Source organism: Mycobacterium sp. FW102-FHT13B02 (assembly GCF_058790275.1).
Genome location: NZ_JBYTCM010000002.1, coordinates 133,578 through 148,881, shown reverse-complemented (window position 1 = coordinate 148,881; position 15,304 = coordinate 133,578). Strand labels below are relative to the sequence as shown.

Below are 15,304 nucleotides of genomic sequence, written 5' to 3'. Positions count from 1 at the left end.
TCCCGCACGGTCACGCCACCGACTCGGCGACGAACCGGTCGCGGACAGCCAGTACCCGGTAGAGGCCGAGCGCGACGCCGCAGCCGATGAACCAGCTGTACTGCGCCGCAGTGTGCATGCCGTACACGCTGCCCGCCAGAAGCACCGGAAGTGCCGCGAGAACCGCGCCGGAAACGGTGGCGATGACCGCTACCTTGTTGTATCCCTTGGTGTACCAGTACTTTCCGGACGAGGCCATGGTGAACAGGTCGTCGACCACCACCTTCTGCTTGCGCACCAGGTAGAAGTCGGCGAGCAGCACGCCGAACAGTGGACCGATGAAGGCGCCCAGGGTCTCGAGCGTGTAGTGGATCACCTCCGGGTTGTTGTAGAGGTTCCACGGGGTGATCAGGACCGAGCCGACCGCGGCGATCATGCCGCCGGCACGCCAGCTGATGCGCTGCGGGCTGACGTTGGAGAAGTCGAACGCCGGGCTGATGAAGTTGGCGACGATGTTGATGCCGATGGTGGCGATGGTGAAGGTCAACGCGCCCAACACGATTGCGAAGGTGCTGTCGATGCGGGCCACGGTCTGGACGGGATCGGTGAGCAGTTCGCCGAACACCGGCAGCGTCAGCGACGCGGTGACCACGACCAGTACCGAGAACACCAGGAAGTTGACCGGAAGCCCGAGGAAGTTGCCTTTCTTGACTGCGGCGAACGACTTGCCGTAGCGGGAGAAGTCGCCGAAGTTGAGCATCGGACCAGAGAAGTAGGACACCACCAAAGCGATCGCGCCGAGCATCACCGGAATCGAATCGAGGCCGGTGTACTTGACCGCACCGAGATTGAGATCGATTGCACCCCAGCCGGCTTTGTAGATGAGGTAGCCACAGAGCATGAACATGACGACGTAGACGGCGGGACCACAGAAGTCGATGAACCTGCGGATGGCTTCCATGCCGCGCCAGAAGACGCAGGCCTGCAGCACCCATAACAACAGGAAGCTGGCCCAGCCCAGTACCGGCAAACCGAGGAAGCCGTGGGTGCCGAGGTCGGCATACGGAGCCAATGCCGGAAACAGCTTGAGCAACACCACATCCAGGGCCGCCGACGCCAAATAGGTCTGGATGCCGTACCAGGCCACCGCGATCAGACCGCGGATGACGGCCGGGATGTTCGCCCCCAGCACGCCGAACGCCGTGCGACAGATCACCGGATACGGCACGCCGGAAGCCTGGCTCGGCTTGGCGACCAGGTTGCACAGGAAGTAGACGAGGGTGATGCCGATCAGCAGCGCCACCAGCACCTGCCAACTGGCCAGACCCAGCGCGAACAGACTGCCTGCAGTCACATAGCCGCCGACGCTGTGCACGTCGGACATCCAGAACGCGAAGATGTTGTAGGAACCCCAGCTCTGCTTGCCCAGCGGGGCGAGGTCCTCGTTGGTCAACCGCGGGTCGTAATCGGGTTTGATGACGCCGCCACCGATCGGGTGGCCGGCGGCCTCGACGATGTCACCTGCTCCGACCACCGCGCCCGGTGGGGTGATGTCCTTGGGGACGAGGGTGTCAGTCATGCTAAAAACGCTAAGAACGCAACGTTTCCCCGCTGTTTCCGCGGCGATATGCGCCAATTGCGAAAAAGATATATCCGCCGCTACGCCAGCAGTCCCGTGTCGGTCGGTAGCGTGGCGATCACCGCGTTGAGCCGGACAGCATGGCTTTCCGAGACAGTGATCAGGCGCTCCGCATCACCGGCGACGAAGGCCTCGACCATCGCGCAATGATCGGCATGCAGGTGTGCCCGGTCGTCACGGCTGACATGCACCATGGATTGCACGGGTTCGGTGACATTCCACGCCGCTTCCAGCATGTGCAGCAGCCGATGCATGCGCGACGGGCGGGTGAGGGCGGCATGCAACTCCCGACTCTGCCGGTGGTAGGCGCCCGCGTCGTCGTCGTGGATCGCCTGCTGCAGCCTGACATTGACCGCGACCGCGGCCGCACGGTCGGCATCTGTGGCGTTGGCCACGGCGACGGCCAGCGATGCCGACTCCAAAGCCTCACGCACGATGTACATTTCGCGCAGTTCCTGTGTGGTCAACAGGGCCACGGTGTAGCCGAAGTTGGGCCGGTGCTCCACCAACCCCTCCCCGATGAGCGTTTTCAGCGCCTCCCGCACCGGAATTTGGCTGACCCCGAACACGTCCGCCACGTCGGCCAATGGGATCGGCGTACCGGGCGGCACCCCGCCGTCGAGGACCGCACGGCGCAGTTCGTTCAGCACCCCCTGCTGTGACGGCGCGGTCCCATCCGCCACCAGCTGCCCGAGCAGGACAGAACGCCGGTGGGGTCGCATGCCCGCAGCGTAGGACGCCGTTGTTGCCGATCCCGTTTCAACGACGTTTCGACTCAGTTAGCCCCCGTCACGTGTTGAGCACGGCGTGGGCGGCGTTGTAACCCGGGATGAAGTTGACGGCCGGGCCACCGTGGCAGCCGGCGCCGCCCAGGTAGAGCCCCTGCACCGGCAGCTCCTGGTCCAGGTAGCCCCGCGGACCGGGCCGGTTGGGCCCCATCTGTTCGGGATGGATCAGCCCGTGGCAGTAGTCGCCGCCGGGAGCGCCGAACATCCGGTCCATGTGCCGCGGCGTGAACGTCGTGTGCCGCAGGATCAGCTTCTCGAAGTTGGGAGCCACGCGGGTGATCTTGTCGATAACCCGTTGACCCATCTCACGTTTCATCGAGCCGTAACTGGCGGAGTCACCTGCCCCCTCTTCTACGGGGAACCACAGCGCGAACGCCGACGACGCATGCTTGCCCGGCGGCGCCAGCCCGGGATCCAGGACCGAGGGAATCTGCCAGGCGATGGACGGATCGGCCGGCACTATTCCCTTGCGCGCGGCGTCATATTGCTGCTGCAGTTCTTCCGGAGTGCTGAAAAGGCCGATGGTGCCCTGTAATTCGGGGTTGTTCAGCATCTCGTACGGCTCGGCGAACTCCGGGGTGCCGTCGAGCGCGAAGTGCATCTGCAGGTAGCTGCCGCGGTGGTCGACGCGCGTGTAGCGGGCCCGCACGTCGTCGGGGGCGGCGCCGCCGAGCAGCCGGTCGACCGTCAACGAGGGAGCCAGCGACGAAACCACCACGGGTGCAGTGATTTCCGTGCCGTCGTCCAATCGGACCCCCGTGACCCGGCGGTCGGCGACGGTGATGGCCGCGACTGCGCTGCGCAACCGGACCTCTCCGCCGTGCGCGACGAACGTGTCCTCGAGGTGCTTGGCCAGCGCGCCGATGCCGCCCTTGAGCTTTCGCATCAGCGACGCACCGTCGGTGGGGACGGCGAGGCCGAAGGCCAGCGCGGCAGCGCTACCCGGGGTGGCCGGGCCGCGGTAGGTGGAGTTGCACGCCAGCACTGACAGCATGCCGCGGATGGCGCCGTGTTTGTCCTTGTCCGGCAGGTAGCGGTCGAGGACGTCCGTCACCGAGCCGAAGAGCATGTCGGTGATGGCCGAACGCTCGAATTCGTTTGTGGCGCAGGCATACATCTCGTCATAGGTCTTGGGCGGAAGTCCGGCATCGAACCTGCCGAGGGCTCGCGCCGGCGCCATGCTCCAGGCCATCAGCCCGGCCATGCCGTTGACGGCCTCGGCGCCATGCACCTCGTTCATGTGGGTGAGCAGCTTCATGGGGTCGGAGTAGAAGAGCAACGGCTCGTCGCCGATACCCCGCATGTTGACCGACATGACTTCCTGCTCGACGCTCGGCACCTCGTCGAGGCCCAGCTCCTCACTGACTTTGAGCGCCGTCGGGAACTGTTCGGACCCGGCGATCTCGAACTTGAAGCCGTCGAACAGTTCGACGGTCGAGGCCATGCCGCCGGAGTACAGCTTGGCTTCCAGACACAGTGTGCGCAGGCCGGCTTTCTGCAGCATCACCGCCGAAGCCAGCCCGTTGTGCCCCGCTCCCACCACGATCGCATCGAATTGCGCCATGTCCGCAGACTGGCACCGTCAGACCAGTTATGTCAATAGTGACAAAACTTTGGGCAATGAACCTCAGACCGCGCCGGCGGCCAGCTGATCCAGCGCCTGGTGGCACATGCGCGCCAGATCGGCCAGCGACCGCTGCGCGCCCAGCATCCACACCTCCATCGCGCCGAACACCGCGGCGGCGATGGTCCGCGAGGTCACCGCGATGCGCAGCCGGTCATCCGACCCGCCGCGCCGGGCCAGATGCTCGGCGATGGCGTCGGCGAAGTCCGCCTCGACCTGCCGGATGTGGCTGACGATCCGCTCGGCGTCGAGCTCCTGTTCGCGCAGTGCGGCGATCTTGGTGACGGCGCCAAAGTCGTACGGGAAAGCGAAGATCGCGGCCTGCACCGCCACCAGCACCGGTTCGTCGGCGGGCCGGCCGGCCAGCGCGGTGCGGAACCAGTGCAGGCCGGCGTCGTAGTCGGCGAACAGCAACTCGTGTTTGGACGTGAAATGCCGGTAGAACGTACGGAGGGACACGCCGGCATCCGCGGCGATCTCCTCGGCGGTGGTGCCCTCCACACCTTGCGCCAGAAAGCGGACCAGCGCCGCCTGTTGCAACGCCTCACGCGTGCGCTCACTACGAACGGTCTGCGGGGGCCGAGCCATCCCAGTACCGTACCGCAGAATGTTTTGTCATGATTGACAAAACATTTCGCGGCGAGCAGACTCCGCTGGCATGGTCTCGCTCATCGTCCACGCGCTCCTCGGACTGATCACCATCGCGTTCATCGTCAGGCTCAACCCGGCCGTTTTCCGCAGGCCGGCCGACGGACCCGCGTTCTCCGCACTCGAAGCGGCCTACTACGTGATCGGCGTTGCCTCGATCGCCATCGGCTACTACTTCAACACCAAGTTCGTCATGGATTACCAACCGCCCGATGGCAATCCGATCACCGGACCGGGCAGTTGGTCGGACTACATCCGCCTGATGTTCGTCAATCCCGCGGCGTCCTCGGCGGGCCAGGACTACACGATCATCAACGTCATCCTGCTGCCGTTGTTCACCATCGCCGACGGCCTGCGACGCGGCATCCGGCAGCCGTGGCTGTTCTTTATCAGCAGCCTGTTCACCAGTTGCGCCTTCGCGCTGGCGTTCTACTTCGCCGTCATCGCACGGCAGCAGCGGCATCAGGGCACGGCCGACCACACCAGGAGTTCTGCGACAATCCCGGGGTGACACCACCGAGGATGGTCTCCCGCCTGCAGCCCTACGCCTCCACGATCTTCGCCGAGATGTCGGCGTTGGCCGCGCGCGTCGGCGCCGTCAATCTCGGCCAGGGTTTTCCCGACGAAGACGGCCCGGCACCGATGCTCGCAGTGGCGCAACAGGCCATCGCCGACGGCGTCAACCAGTACCCGCCCGGTCCAGGCATTCCCCAGCTGCGCCAGGCCATCGCCGCCCAGCGCAAGCGGCACTACGGCATCGACTACGACCCGGACACCGAGGTACTGGTCACCGTCGGCGGCACCGAAGCCATCGCCGCCGCGGTGATCGGGCTGGTCGAGCCAGACAGCGAAGTGCTGATCATCGCCCCGTTCTACGACTCCTACTCCCCGGTGATCGCGATGGCCGGCTGCCGCCGGGTCGTCGTCCCGCTCGCGCCCGAACAGCACGGCTTCGCCATCGACATCGACCGGCTCCGCGCCGCGATCACGCCGCAGACCCGCGCCCTGATCCTGAACTCACCGCACAATCCGACAGGCATGGTCGCCAGCCACGACGAGCTGACGGCCATCGCGGCGCTCGCCATCGAGCATGACCTGTTGGTGATCACCGACGAGGTCTACGAGCAGCTGACGTTCGACGGCCATCAGCACCGGCCGCTCGCCGGTTACCCCGGTATGGCCGAGCGCACCGTCACCATCTCCAGCGCCGCGAAGATGTTCAACTGCACCGGTTGGAAGATCGGTTGGGCCTGCGGACCCGCCGACCTGATCGCCGGGGTCCGCGCCGCCAAGCAGTACCTGACGTATGTCGGCGGCGCGCCCTTCCAGCCTGCCGTCGCGCACGCACTCGACCACGAGGACGCCTGGGTCGAGGCACTGCGCAAGGCGTACCGCGGCAAGCGGGACCGGCTGGCCGGCGCCCTGACCGACATCGGCTTCGATGTACACGACAGCTTCGGCACCTACTTCCTGTGCGCCGACCCCCGGCCCCTGGGGTACGACGACAGCACCGCATTCTGTGCGGGGTTGCCCGAGCGGGTCGGCGTCGCGGCCATCCCGATGTCGGCGTTCCTCGACCCGTCCTCCCCTGACTCAGCAGGCTGGAATCACCTGGTGCGCTTCGCCTTCTGCAAACGTGACGACACCCTGGACGAGGCGATCAGCCGACTGCGCACCCTGTGATTTGTGCACGAAAAGGTACGCGTAGCGACCTTTTTCGCGCACAGATCGCTCGGGTGCGAACTAGCCGTAGAGCCGAGTCACCCGGGCCCGCAGCCGGTCAACCGCAGCATCGAGCACCAGTTTGCGGGCCCGGCGCAAGATGAACTCGGGAATGGGGGCGACCAGGTCCACGATGATGTCGAACCGCACCCGCGTCCGATCGCCCTCACGAGTCAGTTTGTACTCGGCATGTTGTCCACGCTGCTGGAAGGTATCGGCCGCGTCCCACACCATCCAGTCATCGCCCCAGTGGTACTCCAGGAGTTCCTTGTCGGTGATGCCCATGATCTTCACGGTCGCTTTGACGTGATGCGGACGACCGTTGGGATACCGATCCAATACCTGTAATTGCCGGTGCAAGCTGCGCCATTGCGACGCCTCGTCCATATCGGCCAGCGCATCCATGATGGCTTCGGGCGAGGCGTCGATCACCAGCTCTCGGGACGCCATAACTGCCATAAGGGCAAATTTAGTCCTCCGCACCGGCCTCGGGTGGGAAATGCGGCAGCTAACTTCTCAAGCCGTCACCAACCGACTTCCGCGATCGGTGTGGTCTGCTGCGGCGGGGCACCGACGGGTCCCGACGGGGTCCGGGAGAACCGCGGTGCCGGGGCAGCCTGGTCGACACCGTCGACGGTGACGATCGTCGACCTGGCCCGGAGGTGTTCACCGGCCGCCGCCTCGGTCCAGTTGAGCACGGGAGTGACGCAGGCGTCGGTGCCGGCAAACGTCGCGGTCCACTCGGCACGGGTCCGGCTCGCGAAGCGGGCAGCAAAGATGTCCCGCATCTCGTCGTACCGCGCGAGGTCGAATTGGTTCGGCACCTCGGCCGGATCCAGACCGAGGCCCGCAATTAGCTGAGCGAAGAACTGCGGCTCGATGGAGCCGACCGCCATGTAGCCGCCGTCGGAGGTCTCGTAAACCCGGTAGTACGGGGCGCCGCCGTCCAGGAGGAACGACTCGCGCTGGTCCTTCATCACACCGGTGGACTTCATGGTCCACATCATCTGGGCCAGCATGCTGACGCCGTCGACCATCGCCGCGTCGACCACCTGTCCGCGGCCGGACCGTTCGCGTTCGTACAGCGCCGTCACGATGCCGATGAGCACCAGCATGGAACCGCCGCCGAAGTCGGCAACCAGATTCAGGGGTGCCACGGGCGGCCGGTCGCGGTAGCCGATGGCCGACAGCGCGCCGGTCTGCGACAGATAGTTGATGTCGTGGCCCGCGCTCTGCGCCAGCGGCCCGTCCTGGCCCCAACCGGTGATCCGGGCGAAGATCAGGCGGGGGTTGACGGCCTCGCACTCGGCCGGACCGATGCCGAGGCGCTCGCACGTGCCGGGACGGAAACAGTCAAGCAGCACATCGGCTTTCGCGGCCAGCGCGAGCAGCGCGGCCGGATCGGACTTGACGTCCAGGTCGACGATCCGCTTGCCGCGGTGCAGCAGGTCGACATTCTCGGCCGGCATGGTCAGCCCACCGGGACGCCGGACCCGCACCACGTCGGCGCCGAGGTCGGCCAGCATCATGGCAGCGTGCGGCCCGGGGCCGATCCCGCCGAGTTCGATCACCTTGACTCCGGCCAGTGGCCCCGCATTCGTCATCCCGCGACGTTAGCCCATGGGCCAAAGCGGCTGAATCCCGGTGTGCGTCAGCCCTTCTTGTTCTTGGCCATGAATTTTTTCAGCCCCTCGGTGGCGGTCTCGGCGCCGCCGCTGACGCTGCGCTTCAGCAGGAAGCCCGGGATCGGCACCACCGGGTCGACGGTGATCTCGAACTTCACCTTCGTTTTTGGGCCGGCCTTGTCGCCGGCCGGCGTCAGCGTGTAGCGGGCTTCCTGCTTCTTGAGCGACGACGAGCGGATCAGCACCCAGCTGCCCGTCAGGTCGGTCCAGGTGTACTCGAGGATCTGATCGTCGGCCATGCCCGCCGCCTTGATGGTCATCTTGGCCTGCTTCGGCCGGCCGTTCTCGTACGTGTCCAGGACCTCGGCCTTGGTGTACTGCGGCGACCACACGGGTGTCTGCGCAAGATCCGCGATGACGTCCATGATCTCTTCAGGGGTTGCCTCGATGGTCACTTCGTGCGACGCGCTGACTGCCATGGCGCGACCATAGACCACCCGGCCACACGCCGTGACCGGGATGGCGCAACCAGCGCCACCCGGCCACACGCCGTGACCGGGATGGCGCAACCAGCGGGACGATCCGGCTAGTGAATGCCGGCCTGGATCTTCGCGGCGATGTCCGCGGCCGCCGTCACCGGCGCCTTGGGAGTGCAGGCCTCGACGTCGATGATCAGGTTCGAGACCAGCTGCAAAACATGCTGGCACCAACGGGTTTCAGGCCCGGTGCCCCGGGTGATGGGCATCGCCAGTTTGGTGTCGGTGCGCTCCAGGTCGCCGGACAGCCACTTGGGCAGAGGCTTGTCGTTGAGCCGGATGTTGACGTGGTGGTTGGTGCACTTGGACCATCGGTCGGCGGACAGATTGAAGAAGTTGCGGGCCGCCGCGGACGTCGGGTAGTAGACGACCGACTGCGCCGCCAGGTAGTTCCACTGGTCGACGTCGGGGGTCCGCAACGTCTGCTGCCGCATGGCCTTCCAGTCCTGGCCGCTCTTGACGTCCTTGCCGTCTTTCGAATAGACGACGGACTCGTCGATCTGCCAGACGCCGAGGCAGTTCAGGTTCGGCAGCAAGTTGCGGTGGTCGTCCATCACATCGGTCGGCGGCTGCCCGACCAGTCCGGTGGTGCCCATCGTCTGGTTCAGCTCGGCCGGGGTCAGCAGCAGATTGTCGACGCTCGACTCGGCAACTGTCGTCGGGGTGGCGGGTGTCGGCGTTCCCGTCTTACCGCCGCAGGCAGCCAGGGCCAGGCACAGCACGGCAACGCCGAAGGCGTGTCGCTTCACGTGTTCCTTATATACCGGCGCGCTCAGGCGTGGGTACCGGCCGCGGCGCATTCGCGCTGGACGGCCTCGGCGTTGGTGTTGACCTCGGTTGCGGTGCTGTCGAGGCTGCCGCCCGTCATCCCGATGCCCATCTTCACCAACAGCTTGGCGGCGCCGTAGGACCAGGACCGCATGGGATCAGCGATCTCCGGTGTCAGGCCGGGCGTGTTCGCGGCGTCCATCGCGACCGCGGCCGACTGGCGCAGACTGGTCCGGCCTTGCTGGTTGCTCTGGTGGACATAGGGGTCGTTGTCGTCGAGGCTGTCGGCGAAGGCGCCGTAGCCGTCGGAGGCGCTGTCGAGAGCCGAGGCGAACTTCGAGCACGCCGCGACCGCCGCCGGGTCCGCATTCGACGACGTCACGCCGCTCGCCTGGACCTGTGTGCTGACATCTACGGGGCCGGCCGTACCGGCGTCGTCCGGATCGGCCGCAGCGGTCGGCAGGTACATCGCCCCAGTTCCGAAGACGACAACAGACGCTGCCGCCAGTCGCACCCAAGTGTGTGAAGACTTCACCGTTTCCTCCAAGTCTTTCGCGCCGCGTCCACGGGAGGCGTCTGCCCACCCGGCTATGACGGACGCTCGGCGTTCGACCTTCCCACCGTCGGGCGTGCAGATGACCAGTTGGTTAACACGAAACCAACCAATGCTTTCCAATCTCCGTCGGTTGCATTGCCCGACTGGCAGGATGACCTAGATCACAGTGGCCGAACAGGGCTTTCAACTGGCGGCGACCACGACAAATGACTCCAGCAATACACGCATATTCCGCGGTTGCCCACTGGTCGATAACGCAGGGGCAAGTTTTTGCGGTCCGTTAACCGTCCGGCAACCCGACCATTAGATGCTCCGCAGCGACACAAACACAGCAACGCACAGCCATCCCTGGAACGTTGCAATACCCGAATACGAGAGGCGCGCTCATCACCATGTCGAACCGTTTTGCCATGTTGGCAGCCCTTTGCGTGGTGCTCCCGGTCGGCACCGCGCCGCTGGCACTCGCTGACCCGCCGGCCGATCCCGCCGCCCCCGTGCAGCCCGCCGGCAACCCCGGCCCGCCGCCCCCAGGCGAAGGCGCCGTGCCCTCGGCACCGGCCGGTGTCCTGGACACCCCCGACGGCTGGCACCTGTCAGTCGTGGGCAGCAACGAAACCCAGCTGCCGGTCGCCCCCCTGACCACCGCCCTGTCCTCGCGTGAGTACTGGGTCGCCGGCACCTTCACCGGCACCGTCACCGGTGGCGGAAAGACCAAGCTCGCCGGCGGCACCCTGGAAGCCGGTGAGCAGATCGGCTGCGGCATCATCTCCGACGAAACCGAGATCAACCCCGGTATCAGCTTCACCCCGGGCATCAAGATTCCGTTCGCCGGCACCGACCCCAGCCTGGGCACCGGCATCAGCCTGCAGGGCAAGGTCTACCTCAAGCCCGGCACCGTGACCACCGTCGCGATCGACAAGAAGTCGTTCAAGGGCACCACCGCCCGCGTCAGCATCACCGGCGTGCGGATCAAGACCGACCAGTGCGCCGGCCAGTCCTTCATCCGGTCCTACGCCACCTTGACCAGCTCCACCGACAACACCGACGACGTCATCACCTACCTCGGCGTCACCAAGTCCGTCTGATCGCGGCGCCCGGATGCGGCCGGCACACTCCGGCCGCATCCGGACACCGACAAATTCGGACGGGAATTTTGAATCAGCGAGATGGCAAATATTGCCACTAGCCACAATTTCGGCAATCGGAACAGCGAAATATCCGAAAGACGAAATTGGCCGTCCGTTCACCTGAACGAAAACCGAACATTCAATGCTCCCCACAGCGATACAAATCCAGCCCGGATTCCAAACCCACGAGAGGCGCCGTAACCCCATGTTGAACCGACTCGCCACTTTGGCTGCCGCAGCAGGCGTGCTGCTGTCGGCGACCGTTGCGCCGCTCGCCCAGGCCGACCCGGCCGACCCGGCCGGCTTCGACGGCCCGCCGCCGGACACCGGCATCGTGGCCTCAGACGAGCCCGCCACCGTCACCTCCCCCGACGGCTGGGTCCTGACGGTCGTCGCCAAGAACGAGACCGAGCTGCCCGTCGCCCCGCTGACCACCGCGACCTCGTCTCGCGAGTACCTGGTCGGTGGCACGTTCAGCGGCACGGTCACCGGTAACGGCAAGACCAAGCTGAACGGCGGCACCCTGGAAGCCGGCTACCAGATCGGTTGCGGCATCGAGCTCGGCCAGGTCCGTCTGATCGGCCAGATCGGTATCAGCACCGCCGGTTCCACCCTGGCCGGTCTCATCCCGACCGGTGTCAGCATCCCGATGTCGGGCACCTTGGAAATCCACCCGAAGCCGGGCACCGTGACCCAGGTCCCCGTCGACAAGAAGACCTTCAAGTCGGCTCCGGTCCGCGTCACCCTCAAGGACACCCACATCAAGGTGGACGGTTGCGTCGGTCAGTCGTTCCTGCGGTCGTACGCGGTGCTGACCAGCTCGACCACCGACACCGACGACATCGTGGCCTACTACGGCATCACCAAGTCGGTCTGATGCATCGCTTTACACGCGGAGTTGTCGCCGCCGCAGGAGTTTTCCTCGCGGCGGCGGCAATGACGCAGACTGACGTCGCATCAGCTGATCCGGTGCCCACCCCGGTTCCCGCGCCCGCACCGGCCCTGCCACCGGCCCCCGCCGCGCCGGACGGCCCCGGCGGGAACATCCCGATCCCGATCGCGGGTGCCAATCTGGGTCCGCAGGGTCTCAACGTCCTGGGCCAGGCCAACGGGGACAGCCCCTTGGCCGCCGCACTGGGCGCACCGTCGGACCTGTCCGGCCTGGACCGCAACTCCGTGCTCGGCCAGTACGCCGTCCCCTCGGCCCCCGGCCAGGGTGGGCCGGTCACAGCACCGAATCTGCGGGCGTTCAACAACGCCTACGGAACGCCGCAGTGCCTCAAGCCGTCGGCACCCGGCAAGTGCGAGCAGTTCGGGGTGGACCCCGGCCAGGAGAACGAGGACGTCACGGGTCGGCAGTGGCTGGGCCGGTACATCGACATGTACCGCGACGGTCGTCTGAAGGGCGGCCTGCTCGGGCAGATGCCGCGTGAACAGCTCGGCGAATCCCTGCCCGGTACCGCGCCGCCTCCGGGCACCAACATCCCGCCGGGTCTGGCGGAGTTCCGGCCGGACCCCGCCGATGTCCCGCCTCCGCCTGGGGCACCGGTTCCGCCGGCACCGCCGGCACCGGCCAACTGAACAAACGATTCGGGCCCGTCAACTCCGGTTGACGGGCCCGAATCGTTTGTGCCCGACGGCTCAGCCGGTCCGGGCATTCGGAAATTCAGTCAGCCGCGCCATTTAGGCCGCAACGCCCGGAGCCGTCACGTATACACGAACGATGACGGTAAGCGCCGGTCTATACGGCGTCGGCGGACTGGCAGCGGCCATCATCGGGGCAGCGCTCACCACCGGTGCCGCCGTCGCATCGGCCGACAGCGGTTCCGGCCACGGCTCTGCCGGTAGTTCCGCCTCTTCGGCTGCCAGTTCCACAGCACACGCCAGCAGCAACAGCGCGGCCCCGCACGCCGATGGGCCGGCCAACCCCGCGCCGGCCCACTCGATCGGCACCCGCTCCTCCGCCGGCAGCAAACCTGCGACCGACTCGGCCGGTAAACGGCCGCACGGAGCGGCCGCATCGGCCATCGCCGCATCGTCGTCCCAACCCCACGCTGCCTCGAATCCCGTTGTCGCCAAGCCCAAACCGACACCCGCCGCAGCCACCCGTACCAGCACGACCGCTGCCGCCGCGACAGTCCCCTCGACCGTGACCCCGCCGGCACCGACAGCCGTGCCGGCCCCGCCGAACAATCCGGCCGCGTGGTTCCAGGCGCTGATCTACAACCCGCTGCACACCGGCCTCGAAGGCTGGATCAACAGTCCGCTCGGGCAGGGCGTGGACGGTGTCATCAACCGACTGGCCGGCACGTACGTGATCGGCAACGGCCGCACCGGCACGGCGACCGCACCCAATGGCACCGCCGGCGGGTGGTTGTTCGGCGACGGCGGAGCCGGCTGGGACAGCACGGAGGCAACGGTCTCCGGAGGCAACGGCGGCGCGGCGGGAATGGTCGGCAACGGTGGCCGAGGCGGGGCCGGCGGCGCCGGAGCGTCCGGCGGCACGGGCGGCGCCGGCGGCTTCCTGATGGGTGTCGGCGGCCATGGTGGCGACGGCGGCGCGCAGGCGGGCGGGACCGGCGGGCCCGGCGGCAAGGGCGGCAACGGTGCCGGTCTGCTGTTCGGCGCCGGTGGTGGCGGTGGCCGAGGCGGTGACGGCGCCGACGGCGGCCGCGGTGGCAACGGCGGTTCCGGCACCTTCGTTCTGGGCATCGGCGGTACCGGCGGGGACGCCGGGAACAGCGGCGTCGGTGGCGGTTCCACAGGTCTGCCGGCGCTCGGTGGCGCGGGCGGCAATGCGGGACTGCTGGGCAACCACGGCGCGGTCGGCATGTCCGGTACGGGCGCCGCACTCATCCAGACCGGCGCGAACAGCTCCATGCTGTCCGTCACGCCGACCGGCGTGTGGTTGACCAACAGCAACGGGCAGGTCGTGCTGCTGCACGGGTTCAACGAGGTGTACAAGCTGGCGCCGTACGAACCGTCGGCCAGCGGCTTCAGCGAGGACGACGCCGCATTCCTGGCAGCCAACGGCTTCAACGTGGTGCGGCTGGGTGTCATCTGGGCCGGCGTCGAGCCCCAGCCCGGCGTGTACGACGCGGCGTACGTCAAGTCCATCCAGCAGACCGTCCAGATGCTCGCCGCACACGGCATCTACACGATCATCGACATGCACCAGGACCTGTACAGCGCCTCACTCGGCGGCGAGGGCGCCCCGGAGTGGGCCACGCAGACCGGTGGACGCCCCAACCAGGGCTTCGGCTTCCCCGGCAGCTACTACCTGAACCCCGCCGAAACCACGGCGTGGGACAACTTCTGGAACAACGCGAACGCCGCCAACGGCATCGGGCTCCAGGACAACTACGCCAAGGCCTGGGAAACGGTCGCCGCCGCGGTCGCCGGCAACAACAGTGTGATCGGCTACGACATCATGAACGAGCCGTTCCCGGGCACCTCGTGGTTGCCGACACTGCTCGGCAGCCCGTTCTACGCGGACCAACAGCTGACGCCGATGTACAACCAGGTCGCAGCGGCCATCCGGGCCGTGGATCCGAACACCGCACTGTTCGTCGAACCCGCCAACCCCGCGGTCTCCGAAATACCCGCGATTCTCGGCGCGCCAGTCCAGCTGGGCACCATCAACGACGCGAACGTGGTTCTGGCATTTCATGATTACTGCGCCGGGTCGGCCACCACCAGCATCTGCGGCTGGCTGGCGAACCAGCAGGCCGGCACCGCGAACGCCTACGGCAAGGCCAACAACATTCCGGTGTTCATGGACGAGTTCGGCGCCTCCAACCTGTCATCGGATTTGAACGCCGAAATGAGCGCTGCCGCAAAGTATCTGATGAGCTGGTCGGAGTGGGCCTACTCCGGTGTCGGTGACGTCACTACCAGCGGCAGCACCAACGGTGAATCCGTGGTCTACGACCCCGCCCTGCCACCGACGGGCAGCAACGTCAACACCACCAGCCTGCAGACCCTGGCCGCACCATACCCACAAGCGGTCTCCGGCACCCCGCTCGGCTTCTCAACTGCCAACGGGGCCTTCACCTTCAGCTACTCGACGGCCAAGGCGGATAGTTCGGGCAACTTCGCGGTCGGTGCACAGAGCGCCATTTCGGTGCCAGCCGTCGCATACCCGAACGGGTACACGGTGGCCGTCACCGGCGGCCACGTGGTCTCGGCCGCGAACGCACCGACACTGGTGATCGCATCGGACACCGACACCGGCGTCATTCAAGTCGTGGTGACCGCCGCGCCGTAGAAACGTCCGGCGTAGCGTGACCATC

General features: G+C 66.7%; 15 protein-coding genes. 6 read left to right on the top strand and 9 right to left on the bottom strand.

Features of this window, described 5'->3' with window-relative positions; all coding sequences use genetic code 11:
• Positions 1 to 10: 10 nt before the first annotated feature.
• The 4 genes from AC3WTE_RS03595 to AC3WTE_RS03580 all read right to left on the bottom strand — a co-directional run bounded on the left by AC3WTE_RS03595 (position 11) and on the right by AC3WTE_RS03580 (position 4,618).
• A complete protein-coding gene (locus tag AC3WTE_RS03595; protein WP_492435720.1) occupies positions 11 to 1,558 on the bottom strand; it encodes an NCS1 family nucleobase:cation symporter-1 in 1,548 nt (515 codons plus the stop codon).
• An 80-nt stretch (positions 1,559 to 1,638) separates the two neighbouring features.
• The gene (locus tag AC3WTE_RS03590; RefSeq protein ID WP_492435719.1) at positions 1,639 to 2,340 is read right to left on the bottom strand and encodes a GntR family transcriptional regulator; all 702 of its coding nucleotides are present in this window, start codon (positions 2,338 to 2,340) and stop codon (positions 1,639 to 1,641) included.
• Positions 2,341 to 2,407: 67 nt separating this feature from the next.
• Positions 2,408 to 3,970, bottom strand: a complete 1,563-nt coding sequence (locus tag AC3WTE_RS03585) for a phytoene desaturase family protein (protein ID WP_492435717.1) — start codon at positions 3,968 to 3,970, stop codon at positions 2,408 to 2,410.
• A gap of 63 nt (positions 3,971 to 4,033) precedes the next feature.
• On the bottom strand, positions 4,034 to 4,618 hold the full coding sequence (locus AC3WTE_RS03580; protein WP_492435715.1) for a TetR/AcrR family transcriptional regulator: 585 nt from the start codon (positions 4,616 to 4,618) through the stop codon (positions 4,034 to 4,036).
• Positions 4,619 to 4,688: 70 nt separating this feature from the next.
• Between AC3WTE_RS03580 and AC3WTE_RS03575 the strand changes: the two genes are divergently transcribed.
• A complete protein-coding gene (locus AC3WTE_RS03575; RefSeq protein WP_492435713.1) occupies positions 4,689 to 5,189 on the top strand; it encodes a DUF2834 domain-containing protein in 501 nt (166 codons plus the stop codon).
• A gap of 11 nt (positions 5,190 to 5,200) precedes the next feature.
• Entirely contained in the window at positions 5,201 to 6,361 is a 1,161-nt protein-coding gene (locus AC3WTE_RS03570; protein WP_492436269.1) for a pyridoxal phosphate-dependent aminotransferase, read from the top strand.
• A 60-nt stretch (positions 6,362 to 6,421) separates the two neighbouring features.
• Here AC3WTE_RS03570 and AC3WTE_RS03565 read toward each other — a convergent pair whose 3' ends face one another.
• The 5 genes from AC3WTE_RS03565 to AC3WTE_RS03545 form a co-directional block, all read right to left on the bottom strand.
• Positions 6,422 to 6,859 (bottom strand): SRPBCC family protein, encoded by a 438-nt coding sequence (locus AC3WTE_RS03565; protein ID WP_492435712.1) that lies wholly within the window; start codon positions 6,857 to 6,859, stop codon positions 6,422 to 6,424.
• Positions 6,860 to 6,924: 65 nt separating this feature from the next.
• Positions 6,925 to 8,004, bottom strand: a complete 1,080-nt coding sequence (locus AC3WTE_RS03560; RefSeq protein WP_492435710.1) for a CaiB/BaiF CoA transferase family protein — start codon at positions 8,002 to 8,004, stop codon at positions 6,925 to 6,927.
• Positions 8,005 to 8,051: 47 nt separating this feature from the next.
• Positions 8,052 to 8,504, bottom strand: coding sequence for an SRPBCC family protein (locus tag AC3WTE_RS03555; protein ID WP_492435709.1), 453 nt, complete (start codon positions 8,502 to 8,504; stop codon positions 8,052 to 8,054).
• Between the two features lie 107 nt (positions 8,505 to 8,611).
• Positions 8,612 to 9,310 carry a sensor domain-containing protein gene (locus tag AC3WTE_RS03550; protein ID WP_492435708.1) on the bottom strand — a complete coding sequence of 233 codons (699 nt, stop codon included), beginning with the start codon at positions 9,308 to 9,310 and terminating at the stop codon, positions 8,612 to 8,614.
• A 23-nt stretch (positions 9,311 to 9,333) separates the two neighbouring features.
• On the bottom strand, positions 9,334 to 9,864 hold the full coding sequence (locus AC3WTE_RS03545; protein WP_492435707.1) for an Rv2240c family protein: 531 nt from the start codon (positions 9,862 to 9,864) through the stop codon (positions 9,334 to 9,336).
• A gap of 431 nt (positions 9,865 to 10,295) precedes the next feature.
• On the opposite strand from AC3WTE_RS03545, the gene AC3WTE_RS03540 reads away from it, so the two are divergent.
• The 4 genes from AC3WTE_RS03540 to AC3WTE_RS03525 all read left to right on the top strand — a co-directional run bounded on the left by AC3WTE_RS03540 (position 10,296) and on the right by AC3WTE_RS03525 (position 15,279).
• Entirely contained in the window at positions 10,296 to 10,970 is a 675-nt protein-coding gene (locus AC3WTE_RS03540) for an MspA family porin (protein ID WP_492435705.1), read from the top strand.
• Positions 10,971 to 11,217: 247 nt separating this feature from the next.
• On the top strand, positions 11,218 to 11,889 hold the full coding sequence (locus tag AC3WTE_RS03535; RefSeq protein WP_492435703.1) for an MspA family porin: 672 nt from the start codon (positions 11,218 to 11,220) through the stop codon (positions 11,887 to 11,889).
• Positions 11,890 to 11,948: 59 nt separating this feature from the next.
• Positions 11,949 to 12,593, top strand: coding sequence for a hypothetical protein (locus AC3WTE_RS03530; RefSeq protein ID WP_492435702.1), 645 nt, complete (start codon positions 11,949 to 11,951; stop codon positions 12,591 to 12,593).
• A 142-nt stretch (positions 12,594 to 12,735) separates the two neighbouring features.
• A complete protein-coding gene (locus AC3WTE_RS03525; RefSeq protein ID WP_492435700.1) occupies positions 12,736 to 15,279 on the top strand; it encodes a cellulase family glycosylhydrolase in 2,544 nt (847 codons plus the stop codon).
• The last annotated feature ends 25 nt before the right edge of the window (positions 15,280 to 15,304 follow it).